The 19,027-nt window shown below is 56.7% G+C and carries 14 protein-coding genes; 11 read left to right on the top strand and 3 right to left on the bottom strand.

The genetic code is table 11. The features are described 5' to 3' along the window. Positions 1-6: 6 nt before the first annotated feature. The gene (locus VN577_12655) at positions 7-1,416 is read right to left on the bottom strand and encodes a cytochrome c3 family protein (protein ID HWR15674.1); all 1,410 of its coding nucleotides are present in this window, start codon (positions 1,414-1,416) and stop codon (positions 7-9) included. A gap of 564 nt (positions 1,417-1,980) precedes the next feature. Here VN577_12655 and VN577_12650 point away from each other — a divergent pair. The 4 genes from VN577_12650 to VN577_12635 all read left to right on the top strand — a co-directional run bounded on the left by VN577_12650 (position 1,981) and on the right by VN577_12635 (position 7,576). Continuing rightward, positions 1,981-3,414, top strand: coding sequence for a cytochrome c biogenesis protein ResB (locus VN577_12650; protein HWR15673.1), 1,434 nt, complete (start codon positions 1,981-1,983; stop codon positions 3,412-3,414). Positions 3,415-3,440: 26 nt separating this feature from the next. After that, positions 3,441-4,865, top strand: coding sequence for a c-type cytochrome biogenesis protein CcsB (gene ccsB / locus VN577_12645; protein ID HWR15672.1), 1,425 nt, complete (start codon positions 3,441-3,443; stop codon positions 4,863-4,865). Positions 4,866-4,954: 89 nt separating this feature from the next. Continuing rightward, the gene (locus VN577_12640) at positions 4,955-6,079 is read left to right on the top strand and encodes an ATP-binding protein (GenBank protein ID HWR15671.1); all 1,125 of its coding nucleotides are present in this window, start codon (positions 4,955-4,957) and stop codon (positions 6,077-6,079) included. 30 nt (positions 6,080-6,109) lie between these two features. Further along, positions 6,110-7,576, top strand: a complete 1,467-nt coding sequence (locus VN577_12635; GenBank protein HWR15670.1) for a sigma-54 dependent transcriptional regulator — start codon at positions 6,110-6,112, stop codon at positions 7,574-7,576. Here the strand turns inward: VN577_12635 and VN577_12630 are convergent. Then, positions 7,569-8,729, bottom strand: coding sequence for a glycosyltransferase family 87 protein (locus VN577_12630; GenBank protein ID HWR15669.1), 1,161 nt, complete (start codon positions 8,727-8,729; stop codon positions 7,569-7,571). The genes VN577_12635 and VN577_12630 overlap by 8 nt on opposite strands. Before the next feature lie 181 nt (positions 8,730-8,910). Here VN577_12630 and VN577_12625 point away from each other — a divergent pair, with 181 nt between their 5' ends. The 4 genes from VN577_12625 (at position 8,911) to dnaB (ending at position 14,624) form a co-directional block, all read left to right on the top strand. Beyond that, complete coding sequence (locus VN577_12625) at positions 8,911-10,365, top strand: UbiA family prenyltransferase (protein ID HWR15668.1); 1,455 nt, start codon at positions 8,911-8,913, stop codon at positions 10,363-10,365. A gap of 3 nt (positions 10,366-10,368) precedes the next feature. Then, on the top strand, positions 10,369-11,661 hold the full coding sequence (locus VN577_12620; protein HWR15667.1) for an FAD-binding oxidoreductase: 1,293 nt from the start codon (positions 10,369-10,371) through the stop codon (positions 11,659-11,661). A gap of 2 nt (positions 11,662-11,663) precedes the next feature. After that, positions 11,664-12,413 (top strand): SDR family oxidoreductase, encoded by a 750-nt coding sequence (locus VN577_12615; GenBank protein HWR15666.1) that lies wholly within the window; start codon positions 11,664-11,666, stop codon positions 12,411-12,413. A gap of 816 nt (positions 12,414-13,229) precedes the next feature. Continuing rightward, the gene (dnaB, locus tag VN577_12610; protein HWR15665.1) at positions 13,230-14,624 is read left to right on the top strand and encodes a replicative DNA helicase; all 1,395 of its coding nucleotides are present in this window, start codon (positions 13,230-13,232) and stop codon (positions 14,622-14,624) included. An 80-nt stretch (positions 14,625-14,704) separates the two neighbouring features. On the opposite strand, the gene VN577_12605 is transcribed toward dnaB, so the two are convergent. Further along, complete coding sequence (locus VN577_12605; protein ID HWR15664.1) at positions 14,705-15,991, bottom strand: hypothetical protein; 1,287 nt, start codon at positions 15,989-15,991, stop codon at positions 14,705-14,707. Between the two features lie 239 nt (positions 15,992-16,230). Between VN577_12605 and alr the strand changes: the two genes are divergently transcribed. From alr to VN577_12590, 3 genes are all read left to right on the top strand, one after another. Further along, the gene (gene alr / locus VN577_12600) at positions 16,231-17,367 is read left to right on the top strand and encodes an alanine racemase (GenBank protein ID HWR15663.1); all 1,137 of its coding nucleotides are present in this window, start codon (positions 16,231-16,233) and stop codon (positions 17,365-17,367) included. Between the two features lie 157 nt (positions 17,368-17,524). Then, on the top strand, positions 17,525-18,094 hold the full coding sequence (locus VN577_12595; protein HWR15662.1) for a DinB family protein: 570 nt from the start codon (positions 17,525-17,527) through the stop codon (positions 18,092-18,094). Continuing rightward, complete coding sequence (locus tag VN577_12590; GenBank protein ID HWR15661.1) at positions 18,091-18,906, top strand: arylamine N-acetyltransferase; 816 nt, start codon at positions 18,091-18,093, stop codon at positions 18,904-18,906. Before VN577_12595 ends, VN577_12590 begins: the two co-directional genes overlap by 4 nt. The last annotated feature ends 121 nt before the right edge of the window (positions 18,907-19,027 follow it).

Below are 19,027 nucleotides of genomic sequence, written 5' to 3'. Positions count from 1 at the left end.
TGACTCCTATTTGCCCAAATCCTTGTGACACGTTGCGCAGAACAGCAGATTGTTGGCCTGATCGTTAACCAGCAGGCCCGGTTCCTTCGAGGAGTGCGGCTGGTGGCACGACGCGCAGTTGATTTCAAACCGCGCCTTCGTGGCATCGGTCGGATCCGCCTGGCTCTTTACCGGATGTTTATCCACCGGATGGCCCAAGCCGTACTTGATCGGCAAGCGGACGACATCAGCGAAGTAGTTCTCCGGCAGCCGCACCTTGCCGTCAAAAATGGTGACCAGATGCTCAGCAGGCAGGCGCTTCGGAGAAGCTTCCGGGCCATGGCACTCGAGACAGAGCGTGTTGGCGTCCGCTGCGCGAAGCAGGTGGAGGTTATCGCCGCCGTGCGGCTCGTGACAGGTGGCGCATCCCTGCTCGAAGGCCGGCTGATGCAGGTGCTTCTTCTTCATCTGCTCGGCCTGCGCATCGTGGCAGGTCAGGCAAGCGCTAACCGGGTTCGGCTGGATGAAGCCAGGGGACCTGCCCGCATGAGCGTTATGGCAAGAAGTGCAGTCGCCTTGCGCGCCCGGATGCTGAACCTTGGCTTTTTCGATCTTCTCTGCCTGCTCGGCGTGGCACGTAACACAGAGCGACTTGGCGTCGGGCTGGGTTAGAACGACTTTGCCGTCCTTTGCAGGTGCGTGGCAGGTGTCGCACATCTTGTTTTCGAATGGATTGTGCGTGAACGCCTGCATCAACTTGGGCAGCCGCGACTGGTGCGGATCGTGACACTGCGTGCAGTTGGCGGTGCCGAACGGCTGATCCTGGTGCGCTTTCTGCAGAGCCGAATCTTTTGGATCGTGGCAATCGATACAGAGCGCGGGGGCCGACTTCGTCAGGTGGAAATCAAATTCCTGCTTGCCCTTTTCGCCGACCTTGTGGGTGACGTGGCAGGTGGAGCATCCCATGTCGAGCGCAGCGTGACGGCTTCCGCCGGAAGGAACGTTCTCGCCCTGCTTGTGGCAGTCGAGGCAGAGGTTCTGGCCTTTTTCGCCGGAATCGGCTTTCAACAACTGATTCTTATTAGGAGAGCTGTGTGGATCGTGACACTTGATGCATCCGCGAACCGCGGGCGGATGGATCGTCCCGTTAAGGTCGGCCGCTTTCTTGTCCGCGTGACAGGTAACGCAGAGAGCCTGTGGGCTGGCTGCCTTCAGCTTCATCCGGGTGATGTCCTTGTTAACCCGGACTTCGTGGCAGCTCGAGCAGCCCATCGACATCGCGGTATGGACGGCAGTGCCCTTGGTCTTGTCTTCGTGGCACTGCAGGCAGGTGTCGTCTTTCGCACCGGCTTCCAGCGGGACTGGGTGTTTGCCCGCCCAGGAGACTGTGCTGAGAATCACGACGATCGCTGCCAGAATGGACCCACGAAACTTCACAACATTCCTCCCAAGAGCCTCAATGCACGTGCCGTACCGGAGCAGTGGTGAAATCCAGCACTTGCGCAAGTTGCTGGAATCAATGAGCTTGCGGCGGACCAGAATGAAACTGCGGGTTTGTTCCCAAAATGGAAATGGGCCATCTTCCGCAGGCGAGACGGTGAAATCACGCACCGTGTAAGTGCCGAACGAGGAGCGGATTGGCCGCGAAAAATCATGGCTTCCGCCGAACTTACGATTTGGTTTTTTGCTGGACCCATGTGTCCCATTTCGGGACCTCGCCTTGGGGGTAATGAGAACTCTTTTGGTAGGGGTAACCGTATGACTGACCTCACAAGATTTTGTGACGTTACTCACATGAGGTTTGGTCGCAACTTCGAGATTATGTCCATACGCGGGGTGCGTAGTTCTCAACACTGTATTGGGTGAAAACCCCAAGATGCTGGCGGAGAGCACAAGCAAGAAAGTGTGGAACTGACAGTAGGCTCAGAAGTTATTCTCCCCGCGCTTCTGGTAACCGAGTTGCACCTTTACCTGGTTACGCGGAGAAAAGGAGCGGTACCGATGTCGACTCAAAACCCCCTTCATAAGGTTCTAAGGACACTGTCTTCGGTCAAAACCGGGGTTTTTCTTCTTATATTGGTGGTTATTGCATCCGCGATCGGGACCATCGTGCTGCAGCGCCCGATCACCGATGCTGACCAGGTTGAACGCACTTATTCCCCTACGACCCTGGTTTGGCTGGACCGGCTTGGATTCACGGATGTCTTCCATAGCTGGTGGTTTGCAATCCTGATGGCGCTGGTGGCCGTCAGCATCATTCTTGTATCGATCGACCGCTTTCCTCGCGCATGGAAAGTTCTGACCAGACCTTACAAGCAGACTGATTCGCATTTCCGGGCAGTATTACCGATCCAGGAGCGGATTCCGGTGCCCGATGCGGCTGCTGCTTTGAGCATCGCCGATAACGCATTCCGGAAATCCGGCTTACGTCCGGAGCGAGTGGGATCGAACGCAGAACCCGCACTCTATGCTGAACGTAATCGTTATTCAGTGCTCGCGGTTTACGTGATTCACGCCAGCCTCTTAATGATTTTCATGGGCGGCATCATCGACGCGGTGTGGGGATACAAGGGCTTCATCATGCTGAAGAAGGGCGAGTCGGTGAGCGAGATGGAGCTCAGCGATAAACGCATCCACAAGCTTCCCTACACGATTCGTTTCGACACCGGCGCGCGTGAGAACTACTCCGACGGCAGCCCAAAGCAATGGTGGTCGCACTTGACGGTCTTCGAGAACGGGCAGGAAGTCCAGAAGAAGAAGATCGAAGTCAACGATCCGTTGGTTCGCGACGGCATCCGCTTTTTCCAGTCGAGCTTTGGGAACAGTGAAGACCTTGATCACCTGACACTGGCGGTTAAGAACCAGAAGAACCCGGCGGAGTCGAAAGAAATCACTTTAGCTGGCACCACGCCGGTGCAGCTCGACGCCGATACGACCGTGAAGATCGAAACGGTGATTCCGGATTTCGTGATTCGGGACAACCAGATTTACAAGCGGTCGAGCGAGTTCACAAATCCCGCGATCGAGTTGAGCGTCGTGCAGAAGGGGCAGGCGAAGTCCGCGTGGCTCTTCCCGTCGCAACCCAACCTGAACCAAACAAACGTGGAAGGTTACGAGTTCGCGTATCGAGATGCCGCGGTGGCACCGTTCACCGGATTGCAGGTGTCGTACGAACCGGGTCAGTGGGCGGTTTGGGCAGGCTGCATCCTGATGGCACTCGGCCTCGGGATGGCCTTCTACTGCGTCCATCGCCGCTACTGGGCGGTGGTCGTAAACGACCCGAAACTTGGCCAGGCGCTGTGGATTGGCTCGCAGGCTGACAAGAACCGCGAACACTTCGCGGAAGAATTCAAGACGATTACCGCGAACATCCGCGGCGAACTGCAACTGCAGGCGTCGGTAACCAGGGAAGAAAGATCGTTGGCCTCAGTGTAGGCCTAAGGAGTGAGGACGGAGGAAATATGTCTCGAGTGAAGGTACAAGAAAACACAACGCCGGCAGGAGGCAGTGCCTTACTGATAGCCGTGGGACTCGGCATTGTGTTCCTGTTGTTCGTGGCTTTCTTGAATATCGTGAAGCCCGCCACGCCGGGCGCGCCGGTTCAGTTCTTTACGGAAAGCAATCTTCTTTATGTTTCATTAATTCTTTACTCTGGTGCGACGGCTCTCTATATCGGGTTTGGCGTCACGGGCATTGACCGTTATGTGAAAGTCGCCTCGCTGGTGACATGGGCTGGATTCATCGCAACCACGGCGGCGGCGGGGCACCGGTGGTATATGGCCGGACACCCACCTTTCGCCAACATCTACGAAATGCTGCTCAGCTTCGTGTGGACGATCGTAGGCCTGACGCTGATTTCGGAGAAACGGTTCAAGGTACGAGTGATCGGCACGGTCACGATGCCGATCGCAGTTGTCGGCGTGGTACTGATGCAACTGCTGCCAAATGATGTTCGGCCGCTGGTTCCGGCGCTGCAATCGACCTGGCTGCACATTCACGTAACACTGGCCATGTTGTCCTATGCTGCGTGCGCGCTGAGCTTTGCGCTGGCGATGATGTTCCTGATCCAGGACAACATGAAGACCGAAACCTTCCAGGTCGCGACAAGCACCTTTACGGCAGCGATTTACGCCGGGCTGCTCGGAACGCGCTTCGAAAAGTGGGGCGGTCTGAGCGTGACCGCGTACGACCTTCAGAACAAGGAAGAGATGTTCCTTGGGCCGAAGGTCAGGCTGATGGTGACGATACCCGAATTGGGATGGCTGTTCGTTGTGGTGTTAATCGCCGTGACCTTGCCGATCGTGCTGTACATCTGGGGCCGAGTCACGAAAGACGACAGCAAATTCCTGCTGGCCAGCCGTGCAGTGTTCGTGAGCATCGCCTTGCAGGCGGTGGCGCTTGGGGCATTCGTACTTCGCGCGCGTGAAGGCGCATATCCGTCGCTCGATGCGGAAGGCCTCTTTACGACGAGCCTTGCGGCAAGTCCCTTCGTACTGGCGGGACTGGTGTCCGGCATCTTCGCTTCCCTGCTCTACCTGATGATGGTGTGGCGTCGTCGCGATCTTGAGCGTCTTTTGCCCACCGCGGACGTCCTCGACATGATCACTTACAAGACGATCTGCATCGGATTCCCGCTGCTCACGCTGATGATTGCGGCCGGCGCGTACTGGGCGAATCGCACGTGGGGCTCGTACTGGAGCTGGGATCCGAAGGAGACCTGGGCTGCCATCACTTGGCTCGTGTACGCAGGGTATCTGCACATGCGCGTGACTCGAGGATGGCGCGGACGGCGGGCGGCCTATTTTGCAATCCTCGGCTTCGCGGTCGTGATGTTCACGTTCTTCGGCGTCACCTACCTGCTGCCCGGCTTGCACGCCTACGCTTAACCAATAACTCTGCGCCGTTCGGGGACGGGATCTCCTCGAACGGCGCTTTCACCTGCCGCACGTTGTGCCTGCCGATAAATAGGTCGATAATGGGGACCGCTTTCCAGCAGAAAGATAGTTTTGTGGACCGCAGCGCTGTTCGTCGAAGTGTGCGTCTGAGTTGGGAAATCAAGACACTGCTGCCGGTGGTGCTTGCCCTTCTCAACGGTGTACTGCTGTTCGTGGTGGCCACAACCTCGTTCGCCGACCCGGAGCGCCACGCCATTCTTCTGGTTGCCGTAATCGGCGCACTCGTCATCTGCTTCGTTCTGATCGTCACCTTGGCTCTGGTGATCCGCCGGCCCATGCTGGAACTGGAAGATAAGATCGGACGAGTAAGTGAAGGCGACCTGACTGCCACAGTCGAGTTTGCTCGGCGCAACGACGAACTTGGAGACCTGGGCCGGAATTTTAATCTAATGGTGCGCCAGCTTCGCGAAAGCCGCGAGGAGATCGAGCGCCTTCATCGTACGCAGATGTCCCGAGCCGAACACCTCGCCACCATGGGAGAAGTCGCAGCGGGACTTGCGCACGAGATCCGGAACCCGCTGGCGGGAATCGCCGGTGTGATGGACATCGTGGGGCGTGACCTCCCCTCCACCAGCCCGGCACGGGAGGTACTGAAAGATGTCCGCGAAGAAGTGTTGCGCATCAACCGTATCGTCACCGACCTACTCGAAACTGCGCGGCCTAAACCGCCGGAGTTCCAGTTCGCGGACCTGAACGCGACAGTGGAACACGCCGTGATCTTTGCGCGCCAGCAGGCGCTTTCCAAAGCGATCAAGGTTCACTGCATTAAGTCGCCTGACTTGCCGATGGTGGAACACGATACGGCGCAAATCCACCAGGTGCTGTTGAACCTGGTGCTGAATGCCATGCAAGCACTGGATGGCCCCGGAACGGTGACGGTCACGGTGGAAGTAAGAGGCGGACTGGCGTTTGTAGACGTGAAGGACACGGGGCCCGGCATACCGCCCGAGATTCTACCTAACATTTTCCGGCCATTCTTCACCACCAAGGGCCATGGCACTGGACTAGGGCTATCTTTGGCCAAACGTATCGTGGAAGACCACGGAGGCAAGCTTGAAGTCAGCAGCAAAGTGGGCCACGGCACGACATTTTCGATGATTCTGCCGATATCGCGCGGTAATGCCGCTGCTGCCGTGGCCGATTAGATCGTAGTAAAGTATTCAGCAAGGAAAGTCTTGGAAAAAGTCCTCATCGTTGATGACGAGAAGCTCGTCCGGTGGTCGCTTCGCCAGAAGTGCTCGGAATGGGGCTACCAGGTCATGGACGCCGCTGACGGCGCCAGCGGTATTCGCTTAGCTCACAACGAGCTTCCGGATCTGGTACTGCTGGATGTGCGTCTGCCGGACATGAGTGGACTGGAAGTGCTGCAGGACATCAAGCAGAACAATGTCGCTCGCGCCGTCATCATGATTACCGCCGATCCTCAGCTTGAGGATGTAAAGCAGGCGCTTAAGCTAGGTGCATACGACTTCGTCGGAAAGCCACTCGACTTCGACGAGCTTTCGGTAACCGTCCGCAACGCCCTTGAAGCCAGCCGTCTGAAGAACGAAGTGGAATCGCTGCGCGGTGAGGTGAGGCGTCGCACCGGGTATCACGAGGTGATCGCCGAATCGAAGAAGATGCAGGAGGTGATGGGCTTTGTCCGTAAGGTTGCGGCGAGCGAAGCTTCCACGATCTTGATTCAAGGCGAAAGCGGCACCGGCAAAGACCTGATCGCCAAGTCTATTCACTACGAGAGCTCCCGCCAGGAAAAGCCTTTCGTGGCGGTGAACTGTTCCGCCATACCCGAAACGCTGATGGAAGCCGAATTGTTCGGTCACGAGCGCGGCGCCTTCACTGACGCGAAGGCGATGAAGAAGGGTCTGTTTGAAGTCTCCGATGGCGGCACGCTATTTCTGGATGAGATCGGCGAGCTATCTCCGCTACTCCAGGCAAAGCTCTTGCGCGTGCTCGAAGACCAGGTGATCCGGCGCGTCGGCGGCATTCGCGACATGCAGGTGAACGTACGCGTGATCGCCGCGTCGAACCGGGATCTGGAGCGAGCGGTTCGAGACGGTACCTTCCGACAGGACCTTTATTACCGCCTGGCGATTATCTCGATTTTCCTGCCTCCGTTGCGCGAACGCCGCGATGACATCCTGCCAATGGTGGACTTCTTCATCGAGCGTTACGCGCGGAAGTTCCGGAAGAATGTCCGTGGCATTACGGAAGAGACGCGGAAGATGCTACTGGGACACCAATGGCCGGGGAATGTCCGCGAACTGAAGAATGCGATTGAGCGCGCCATGATCCTGGAAGAAGAAGAGTTTCTCCGCCCGACGTACATGCCGTTTGCCGTCGGGCAGAACCTCTCAGGGCCAACGGCGTTTGAGCGAGTTTCCGGCACTCCGGTCAACGGTGGAGGACAGCAACTCGAAGACGGGCGCAGCCTTCCGCCGCTCAGCATTCCGGAGGGTGGCACGAGTCTGGAAGAAGTAGAACGAGCGCTCGTGGAAATCGCAATGCGGCAGGCAAAGAACAATCAGACGCAGGCGGCCAAGCTGCTCGACATCAGTCGTGATGCCTTGCGGTACAAGCTAAAGAAGTTTGGGCTGTTCCGCGATGAAGACGCCACCGAAGACGCGGAAAGTCGCGTCAGCTAGCTTCAGCGTTGTTCCCATACTGCGGCAACCAGCAGGCACCCAGCAACATCAGCAAGGTTCCGAGTGAGCATATTGAGTGGATCAGCACGAGTGCCAGAGCACTTCTCGCGCCGAAAGCTGTCCATGCGATCGCCTGGAAACCCAGCAGCCCGAAACCGATGAGCACTACGGCTTCTGAGTTGAGGATTTTCCTCTGTTGCGCGTGAGCAGCAATCAGCGCAACGAGGCTCAAGGCCAACACTCCCGAATATGGGTACACCACAATTGGAAACGAGATCATCCAGGGCACAAACGTCGGCCACGTCTCGCGAAGGTCGCCGCCACCGGCATGCAGTAGACGGACCAGCAAGGTGGCTGCCCAGGTTAATAGGAATGCGAGCTTCCAAAAATCTCCGCCTGCCGCGAACAGGACTAGCTTAAAAAGGGCTGCAGGGCTGATGTTTTCGTCCATGCGGAACAGTTCGGACCGCCCTGAAACTGCCTGAATGAAATTGGGTGCCAGCGCGGCGAATGGGACCTGCAACAACAGCACAACAAGCACGGCTAGCCCAGCCACCTTCCAACTACGCTTACGTAACAGCACCAGGACCATGAGCCCGGTATAAACCTTCACCGCGAGGCTTGCTCCTACCATACCGGCGCGAAACAGCGAATTTCGGCTTCGGAAGCCGAACACTAAAAGGGCCAGCATGATGCCGTCGAGATTTCCACGTTCCACCAGAAAGTAGAATGGGTAGAAGACCGCGGTAATTCCAAGCAGCGCGGATTCGTTCGCGCGCGTGAGTTGGAACTGGCGTGAAAGCGCCCTTAAGGAAGCGTATACAAGAGCAATATTAATGAAGAAGAACAGAAGGCGTGCGATTGCGAACGATGTCCAATGAAACGCCAACCCAACGAGGATCGAGGACGGCGGCGTATATAGCCTGCCGCGGGCATAAGGGTCCATTCCGGCGAGCCAGTCGCCAGCGGCATTGTAAAAGTCCGCGAAGTCGAGGCCGAAGATAAACCGTGTCACGAAGAGCGGCCCAAATTGCATCACGAACGAAACCGCGATCAGCAGGAATAGCTGTAGAAATAGTGCCCAGAATATGATGGGAAGGATCTCATGAGTACGCCTGGTAGGGAGTGGTTCAACATCTGCTTCGGTTGGCAAGGCTAGGTCCTGCGTCGTATCGGTCTCTGGCGTTACGTAAATAAATATAGCTGCAGTATGTGGTATTCACTAGTTACGAACCTGACGACCTTCCGTAATAAGGGAGTACCTGCGAAGCGATTGAAATCTGTAGCTATCGAACTTACTCTCACATTTATCGCAGGCAAGCGACGGAGTCCACATGCAGACCATCGATACGGTTACAACCCCGGCCAAAGACGTTCCTTTGTGCGTTGACCTCGATGGGACCCTGGTGAAGAGTGACTTGCTTATCGACGCCTGCCTGGTGACGGTCCGTCGACGCCCGGAATTGCTTCTGCGAATGCCTTTCTGGCTCCTGCGAGGCAAGGCTGGATTCAAAGCTGCGCTCGCGAAAGAGATACAACTGTCTCCATCAGGTCTGCCCTACAACGAAGAACTGCTCCAGTACCTTCGTGATGAGCACGCGCGAGGCAGGAAGCTACACCTTGCGACGGGAGCGAATGATCAAATTGCATCCGGCGTCGCCAGACATCTCGGAATATTCGAGTCGGTGATCTGCAGCGATGACCGGCGAAATCTCACTGGATATAGCAAGTTGCACGTTCTGAATGAGCGTTTCGGCGAAGGAGGTTTCGACTACATCGGGAACTCGAATCAGGATCTGCCAATCCTCGAGAATGCGAACAAGGCTATGCTGGCGAATGCCAGTTGGGCAACATCAGCGAAGGCACGACTGAAGAATATCGCCGTCGAGAGGGAGTTTAATCATCGCAAGAATACGATGGTGGCGATCCTGTCGGCGATTCGCGCCCGGCAGTGGCCAAAAAATCTGCTGATCTTCCTTCCTCTCTTTCTGTCGCACGAGTTTGGTGACCGTTCGAAGCTCATAAACAGTTTTCTTGCGTTCGTGGCATTCAGTTTCGTGGCGTCCGCAGGCTACATCCTGAATGACATGCTGGACATGGAGGCGGACCGCCAGCATCCTCGGAAACGGAAGCGACCTTTTGCTGCTGGGGATCTAAGCCCGGTCGCGGGGTTAATAGTTGCAGCGGTGCTGCTTTGCGCGGCAGGAGTGTACTCGTCGACGCAACCCGCGAAATTCGCGTACATGCTTTGCGCCTATCTAGTTGGCACGATCTCTTACTCGTTCCTGCTGAAAAAGATCGCCATTTTGGATGTACTCGTTCTCGCGGGACTGTATACGATCCGTATCATATGCGGCAGTGTTGTGACATCTGTTCCGTTGTCCACATGGTTCGAGTCGTTTTCGCTCTTCTTCTTCCTCAGCCTCGCCATCGTGAAACGCTACGAAGAGTTGCAGGGCCTACGGGAAAGACATGCCTTGCCGGCAAATGACAGAGGTTATCGAGTGGACGATATCGAGCAATTGCGGAGCTTCGGCACAGCCAGTGCCTATGCCGCAGTCGTGATATTTGTGCTGTACGTCAGTAGTCCGGATGTCCAGCGCTTATATCATCATCCACAAGCCTTGTGGGCTATTGTTCCGGTCCTCGTGTATTGGATCAATCGAGTTTGGCTGCTTGCACATCGGGGCGAAATGCATGAAGACCCGGTGGTCTTTGCACTCACCGATCGCGTCAGCATCTGGATAGGAGCATTCTCCGCAATCATCTTGATTCTTGGAGCCCGGTAGAGCATGTCGCGCTTTGAATCCTGGGGTCGATATCCAAAAGTGATCCAGGACGAGGTTGCGCTCAATTGGGGCAATGAGTTTCCAGTCAAATCTCTTTCCAAAGCCATGCTGCCCGTGGGCCTGGGGCGAAGCTACGGTGACGTTTGCCTGAACGACGGCAATATCGTTCTGCTCACGCGCGGTCTCAACAGGTTTCTTTCGTTCGATCCAGCTACGGGAGTCCTTCGCTGCGAAGCGGGAGTTTCGCTCGCGGAAATACTCGAGTTCAGTGTTCCGCGGGGCTGGTTTTTGCCGGTCACACCCGGAACGAAATACGTCACCGTAGGCGGCGCAATCGCAAATGATGTCCATGGCAAAAACCATCACGTCGCTGGGACCTTCGGCCGTTTCGTACGGGGCTTCGAGTTGGTTCGCAGTGACGGAACGCGTGCGTTCTGCTCCCCGGAATCTAACCCGGACGGGTTCGCTGCCACTATCGGCGGGCTTGGCCTTACAGGCTTAATCACTTGGGCTGAGATTCAGTTGCGGCCAGTGAGCGGTCGCAGCATCAGCATAGAAAGCGTGAAATTTCGGGGGTTGAACGAATTCGTTGTCCTCTCGAAGGAACTCTCCGATCACGAGTACACAGTAGCGTGGGTTGATTGCGTTTCCAGCGGCAAGGAGTTCGCGCGCGGCATCTTCTTGGCGGGCGATCATTCGTCACAAAAGAGCCTGTCAGCACGAAAGAGTAAACGCAGTTTGACGTTTCCGTGCGATCTTCCAAGCATCGCACTGAACCGCTATTCCGTTGCAGCATTCAACGCGGCGTATTACCGGAAGCAGTTCCACAAACACGTCAGCACTGCGAGCGATTACGAGCCGTTCTTCTATCCACTCGATGCCATCTTGCGTTGGAATCGACTCTATGGAAAGCGTGGGCTGACACAGTTCCAGTGTTGCGTTCCAAGCGCAGAGGCCATCTCCGAAATTCTCGCTGTCATAGCAAAGTCCGGGCTTGCTTCATTTCTTGCTGTCCTTAAGGTGTGTGGAAACCTGAAATCTCCGGGGATGATGTCGTTTCCCATGCCGGGGATTACCTTGGCACTCGACTTCCCGATGAAGGCCGGACGCACAGAGCCATTGCTAGAGCGCTTAAACCAGATGACCGCCGATGCGGGAGGCCGAGTTTATCCTGCGAAAGACGCATTCATGACGGCGAAACAGTTTCGACGGTTCTACCCGCAATGGGAGGAGTTCGCTCGTTTCGTTGATCCCTCGTTCTCCTCATCGTTCTGGCGGCGCGTGATGAACAGGTAAGAATGAGAGAGCTTCCTAGAAAAATCGTCGTGCTTGGAGCTACCTCGGCCATTGCCCAGGCCGCGATGAAAGAGTTGGCCACCGCAGAGACGCGGTTTCATTTGCTCGCGAGAAATGGTGAGAACCTGAACACGGTCGCAGCTGACATTCGAACGCGCAGCGGTGCTCACGTGACAACCTGCGCCTGTGACCTCGCGGATACTGACAAACACGCGATGCTCATCGACGAATCGCTAACGCTGCTTGGAACGGTTGACCTGCTATTCGTCGCTTACGGAATTCTCGGCGATCAGCAACTGGCGGAACGCGATGCCCGCGCAGCAGAACACGTCCTGCAAACAAACTTCGTCAGCGTGGTATCTCTACTCACACGCTTTGCCAATGTCATGGAGCAGCAAAAAGCCGGCACGATCGCGGTAATTTCTTCGGTGGCCGGAGATCGCGGGCGACAGAGTAATTATGTGTACGGCGCTTCGAAAGGTGGGCTGGACATCTTTCTACAAGGCCTGCGAAATCGCTTATATCGCTTCAATGTGCATGTGCTGACGATCAAGCCCGGGTTCGTAGACACTCCAATGACAGCGCATATCCCAAAAAACGCGCTGTTTGCTTCACCAGGAACTGTGGCAAAAAGCATCGTCGGTGCCATTCAGAAGCAAAAGGACGTCGTTTACGTGCCGATGTACTGGCGCGTGATCATGGCGCTGATCAAGAGCATTCCCGAACGAGTCTTCAAGCGTTTGAAACTCTGACCTCTATTCCCGATCCGATCCGATCCGATCCGATCCGAGATTTCAGCCTCGTTTTCCTCTTGTTTCCACAACTTACACCTGTCGCACACAGTTTTTTCACAATCGTTCAACGATTATCCGTTGAGAGTACTCAACACCTGTTGCATTCTCCCGTCACTGCGAGCGCAGACCTCTTGAGCGTTTGCGCGAGATCCTGGAACGCGAAAGCGATTCGGGCTGAACCAAGGCGATGCAAGAACCGATTCCGATTGCGCCAGCGGTCGGAGCGAGAGGAGCAGGTCCTTTTCGAGCGAAGGGACCCTGGTTCAGAACCGGGCTCGCTGTCCTGAAGGACTCGAAGCACGAACCGGGTGTGCCGCGGCGTGGCGGAAACGTAACGAAGCGGAAATCGGCAAGTCACTTTCGCAGGTGACTTGGGTTTGTGGTTCGGATTCCTCAGGTGGCTTGAGTCGGCTCGCGCGCTGCTCTTCGTCAGGGGGCACACTCCCCTGGCGATGTGTGCAGCACTTGCGACTCAGGAGATCTGTAAATGGGCGCGGCCGTGTGGCTGGCATGGCCGCGCTCCCTGGTTTCAACATAGGAATTCCTCCCTCCAAGCAACTGCCGTTTTTGCCCGAACTATGGGCAACTTTCGCCGCCATTTTCGTTTTTTCTTTGCTTGGCGAAGAAAAGGCGTAAACTATCTGCCATCGGTGGTGGGAGTGTTCGCGTGAATTCTCTTCACGTTTTCCAACGAAATCGAGTTTTCAACAACACTCTGCGGATGTGCGGAACGGATTCCAATGCGATAGTCAAATGAGCGGTTGAGAATCCCCAGTGGCAACGACTGACTACAGCATCGAACGCGGACTTCCCTCGAGCATGGATGCCGAGCGCTCCATTCTCGGATCGATTCTCCTCGACAACGCGGCCTATTACCAGGCTTCCGAAACCCTGCGCGCCGAAGAATTTTCGCTCGATTCCCATCGCCGGATCTTTGCGCGGGTAAGCGAAATGATGGAGTCCAGCCGTCCGGTGGACATCATCACGCTATCCGAGGAACTTCGGCAGCAGCAGCAACTGGAAGCCGTCGGGGGTGTGGCGTACCTGGCTTCGCTGACCGACGGCGTACCACCAAGGGCGAACATTCAGCACTACGTTCGCATCGTGAAAGACAAGGCGCTGCTTAGGGGACTGATCAATCTCTCGAACCAGTCAATCTCAAGGGCCATCGAGCAGTCAGAGCCGGTGGAGGCGATTCTTAACGACGTCGAGCAGGGACTGATCGGACTTTCGGAAGACGCCCGCGATACCGGGTTCTTCTCCATCTCTGACATTGTCACCGAACACAACATTGTTCAGCGGATCACCAACCAGACTGCCGGCATCACCGGGTTGAGAACGCACTACGACGACCTGGACGAAATGACCAGCGGCCTGCAGAAGGGCGACCTGATCATCGTGGCGGCACGTCCTTCGATGGGCAAGACGTCGTTCGTAATGAACATTGCCGAGAATGCCGGGGTGAGAGACAAGGCCGTGGTGGCGGTCTTTTCGCTGGAAATGTCGCGGGAATCGCTGCTGATGCGCATGCTCTGTTCGTACGCAAGGGTAGATTCGCATCACCTGCGTACCGGGTTCCTGAATCGCGACGAAATCAGCAAACTCTCGAATGCCGTCGGCGAACTGATGGAGGCACCGATTTTCATCGACGACACGCCCGGCATCTCCGTCATGGAAATGCGGGCCAAATGCCGGCGCCTGAAGCAGGAACACGGAGGCCGCCTCGACCTGATCGTGGTGGACTATCTGCAACTGATGTCATCTGGTCCAGCTGGGGGCGGGCGGAAATACGCGAACCGTACGGAAGAAGTGTCGGCGATGTCGCGCGGGCTGAAGTTACTCGCCAAGGAAATGCACGCGCCGCTGGTTGCCCTGTCGCAATTGAGCCGCGCTCCGGAGAGCCGAACGGGTGCGCACCAGCCACAACTGTCGGATCTTCGCGAATCGGGCTCGATCGAGCAGGACGCCGATGTGGTCGGATTCATCTATCGGCCTGAAGTGTACGAACGGGACGAATCGAAGAAGGAAGAACTAAAGGGCCAGGCCGAACTCATCGTGGCGAAGCAAAGAAACGGCCCGGTGGGAACGGTGAAGCTGGCTTTCCTGCACAAATACACTCGATTTGAGTCGGTATCTCATCTCGACGGCACCGACTACGGCGTGCAGTAAGTAGCTTTTAAGATTCGCAACAGAGCAGGCACACAAAGCGCGCGATTTGAACCACGCGCTTTTTCTATCAGGAGAGATTGCTAGTTTGTACCCGCTGAATGATTCCCTACTCCGGCGAGTTGGAAAACCTGTACGCGGCTGTTATTTGTGTCGGCGACGTAGATACGGCTCGTAGTGTCGATCCATACGCCAGACGGTGAACTGAATTCCCCATCCTGCTGCCCGTACCGTCCGAAGATGCTGAAGGCGTTCCCCTTCGAATCGAACACCTTCACCGTCGATTCCTTCAGGTTGCTCATGTAGACGTTTTGGTCGCCATCGATCGCGATGCCGAAATGGCGGTTCGTTTGCGGTTCGTTGTAAAGACCGGTTTTGAACTGGCTGATTAGGTTTCCTTCCAGATCGACCAACTGAATGCGCGCGCCGCCGGAATCCATGACCGCGAGCGCACCGTCACGGAGCGCGATTTCGGTCGGTTGATTGAACTCTACCGGCTTTCCGCGGCCGATCCGATTAAGGATGGCACCTCTAAAGTCCATGACCATGATCATGTTGCGCGGAGTGTCGAGCACGTAGATACGCTTGCCGGCCTTGTCGATCGCCAACCCGGTGGGCATCTCAAACAGCGTCTCGTCGTCGACCTTTCCGATGTGATAGAGGAACCTTCCGTTCGGATCGTAGACGCCAACCAGCCCGCGTACGGGATCCGACACATAGATGTTGTCGTCCGCATCGACGGCAATTCCGTCGGGAAGAGCTGTGTTGTGGTGTGGTCCGCCAACAATACGAAATGACATCTTGCCATCGAGCACGTGCACGGCCGCGGCGGCATGATCGGAAATGATGACGCGTCCCCGGGAATCGGTGACAACGTGCTGCGGTGCCTGCAACGCGCGTTCACGACCATAAGCGAAGCGGATGATGGCGTCTCGCATGGCAACGAGTCTTGATTCGCCTTTGGCAATTTTCGCGGCACGGTAGCGCGCGTCGTAGTTCTCCACTACGCGCTCGAGCGGCATAAGGTTTACCGATGGGGGGACGGCCGCGGGACGACGCAACTGGCTCGGAATGGGAGTAGGCGCCGCTTCGTTGTACCACCGAGAGTGCCTGGGCGCAGCGCGGAACTCTCCTTCCGGAGAGTACATGCCGAGGTAGTTAAGCTGGCGCGTGCAGTCGAACTGCACCGCCGGGGACGCCTTCGTTTGTTTGTAGATGGGAACGTCGCACGGACGCGCCTGCTGCGGAGTGCGTTTAGAGAATGCAGGTTGAGCGTTATTGTCCTGAGCGGTAATCAGTCCGCCGAACAAACAGAAAAGCAAAACGAATACAGAGCCGCGGGGGAAACGGCCAACCGAAAAGGACTTCATGGCGCGACGCCTCTCGACTGGCAACACCTATATGGCCCGGGGGACGCTACGTAATCTGATTCCAAAACCCCCGTCAGTCAAGTAAATCTTATTGGAAAAATTGCGCACTCCTTACAAGAGGCACAAACTTCGGTAACAGTGACTATCGGCCATCAGCCTTACACACCGGTGCAGGATGAACACCTTCACACAACAGTCAGACGTCGCCGCATTGCTTATAATCGGAACCGAGAACTGACATGCGTCCCACCTGGGCGGAGATCAACCTTTCCGCGCTTCGCCACAATTTCCGCACGATGAAAGAACTGGTCGGGCCTGAGACCACGGTTTGTGCCGTCATCAAAGCCGACGCCTATGGCCACGGAATCGAGCCGGTGGCGCGGTCTTTGCAAGCAGAAGGCGCGGAGTGGTTGGGCGTGACCTCCACCGACGAAGGTGCGCAGGTCCGCGACGCAGGCGTAAACACCCGCATGCTGCTCATGACGGGTTTCTGGCACGGAGAAGAGGAAGAAATCATCGCCCGCAATCTCACGCCCGCAGTGTGGGATCCGTGGCAGATTGAGTCACTTCAGAAGACAGCTGAAAAACGCAACAGCAAATCGAGATTCCATCTGAAGGTTGATACCGGAATGACACGGTTCGGCGTGAACGTCTGGGATCTGCCGAAAGTGCTCGAACAGGTTCGCCAGTGTCCGAACCTGGAATTGGAAGGTGTGTTCACGCACCTGGCTTCCGCCGAGGTGGTTGACGCTCCGGACGTGGAAGCGCAGCGCGAGCGGTTTCGCGAGGTTCGCGAGACTGTTCTGAAAAATGGATTTACTCCGCGCTACTTTCACATGGCAAACACCGCCGCCACCATTTGCCATCCCGAGACACGCGATCTGATGGTCCGCCCCGGAATTGCCATGTACGGCTACATCCAGCGCTTCGCGTGGGCGAGTGGCGGGCGCGGCCCCGGCTACCCGATCCACCTTAAACCGGTGCTTTCGTGGAAGACGCGCATCATCTCGCTGCGCGAAGTCGGTCCCGGACGCTACGTGGGCTACAACGGAACGTTCATTACAACCCGCAGAACGCGCATTGCCGGTCTTCCGATTGGTTACGCCGACGGCCTGAACCGGCGTATGTCAGGGCGCGGCCGATTCATCGTTCGCGATAAGTACGCCCCGATTCTTGGTCGCATTTCGATGGACATTTCGGTCATCGACGTGACCGAGATACCCGACGCGCAGATCGGTGACGAAGTGCTGGTCATCGGAAACAGCGAGCACTGCTCGGTTTCTGCCTGGCACCATGCGCACTTCGCGGACACGATCGCCTACGAGATCCTCTGCGCCATCAGCGAACGTGTTCCCCGCCGGACGATTGGCGAATAGCATTCGGCCCGCCAAGTAGCGTAAATTCAGCCCTCAGCACCAGTTGCCAGGTGAGTTCAGCGTGCGACTGAGGAGGGGGCCGGGTAGAATCTCCGAGCGGAGGACGACGGGGAAAATCCGAATCGAAACGTCCGGCGCGCAAATCTTAACTAGCTATATGGATATCGCTGCCCACTATCTCGAAGAGGCGTATCGCCAGATGCGCGGGCATAAGCGGCTCGCCGAAGGCGCTATGGCGCAACTGACGGACGAACAACTGTTCCATATCATCGACGCCGAGTCGAATTCCGTTGCGCTGATCGTGAAACACATCGCGGGCAATATGCGCTCCCGCTTCACCGACTTCCTCACTACGGACGGGGAGAAGCCTGATCGCCACCGCGACCAGGAATTCATGCTTGAAGGCAAGACCACGCGGGAGGATGTGATGCGCTGGTGGGAAGAGGGCTGGGCGATCGTGTTCGAGACGCTCAAGTCGCTGAAGCCGGAGGACCTGTCACGGACGGTGACAGTGCGGAATGAGCCCCATTCGGTGCTCCAGGCTATCAATCGGCAGATCGCGCATTACTCGTATCACGTGGGACAGATCGTCTTTCTCGCCAAGTATTTCCGCAGCGTGAATTGGACATCGCTCAGCATTCCGCGCGGCAAGTCGGAGGAGTTCAACTCCGGCAAACTGGGGCAGAACTACTCGAAGGGCGTTCCCTCTGAGCCGGCCCAGAAATGACGAAGAATCCATTCACCGTCTATCTTCGCCTGCTCGGTTTCGAAGCGCCGCCATCTGGTCTCGATGGATTACGGCAGTTGATTCAGGCCCACTTGTATCGCATTCCTTTCGAGAACGTCTCCAAGCTGCTGCTTTTCGCAGAAGAAAAGCGCGGACGCCCGATCGGCATTGCCGAATTTCTGGACAACATTCAGCACCACGATCTTGGCGGAACCTGTTACACGAGCAATCCGTTCTTCGCCGAACTTCTGCACGAGTGCGGTTACGACGCCGAGTTGCTGAGCGCGGACATGAACACGCCACACGTGCATAGCTGTATTCGCGTGAACCTCGATGGTCGCGCCTGGCACGTGGACGTGGGGTATGCGTCGCCGTTTCTCGAACCGGTGCCGCTCGATTCCCTTCCCTACGCGTTTGAGCGTGGAAACATGCGCTGGGTGTTCGAGCGTGCAGCAGACGGGCGTCTAGCCTGCCGTGAATTCACAGCCGGAAACGAAGTTCATGGCTACCGCGTCAATGAGGAGCGTCGCGATTACGAGTTCTTCCGCAATATCATCACCGACTCCTTCCAGCGCGGACGCACCTTCATGGGACTGCTTCGACTCGTCCGCATTTTTCCGGATCGCACCGTGGAACTGAAGAACAGGACAATGCGGATACATCGCGGAACGTCCAGTACGGAAGCGACACTATCGAGCATGGAGGAGCTTCGCGAAGCGGTGAACAACCTGTTTCTTATACCGCGCTGCCCGGTTGAGAAAGCGGTGGCTATCCTGCGGGAGATCAACGGCACCGATCTGTTTAGTGAGTAAGTGGAGCGGAGCCTCTACGCATGAGCGCCGTTGAACTGGTCGTATTCGATATTGCGGGGACGCTCATTGAAGACCCCCTGCCGGACTCACCAAAGTAAGTCGCCAACTTACCCGTGATAAG

The organism is Terriglobales bacterium, from assembly GCA_035561515.1.
In the GTDB taxonomy this organism is placed as follows: Bacteria; Acidobacteriota; Terriglobia; order Terriglobales; family Acidobacteriaceae; genus DATMXP01.
The sequence above is the reverse complement of the archived record's forward strand: the minus strand, read 5'-3'. Positions and strand labels throughout refer to the sequence as shown.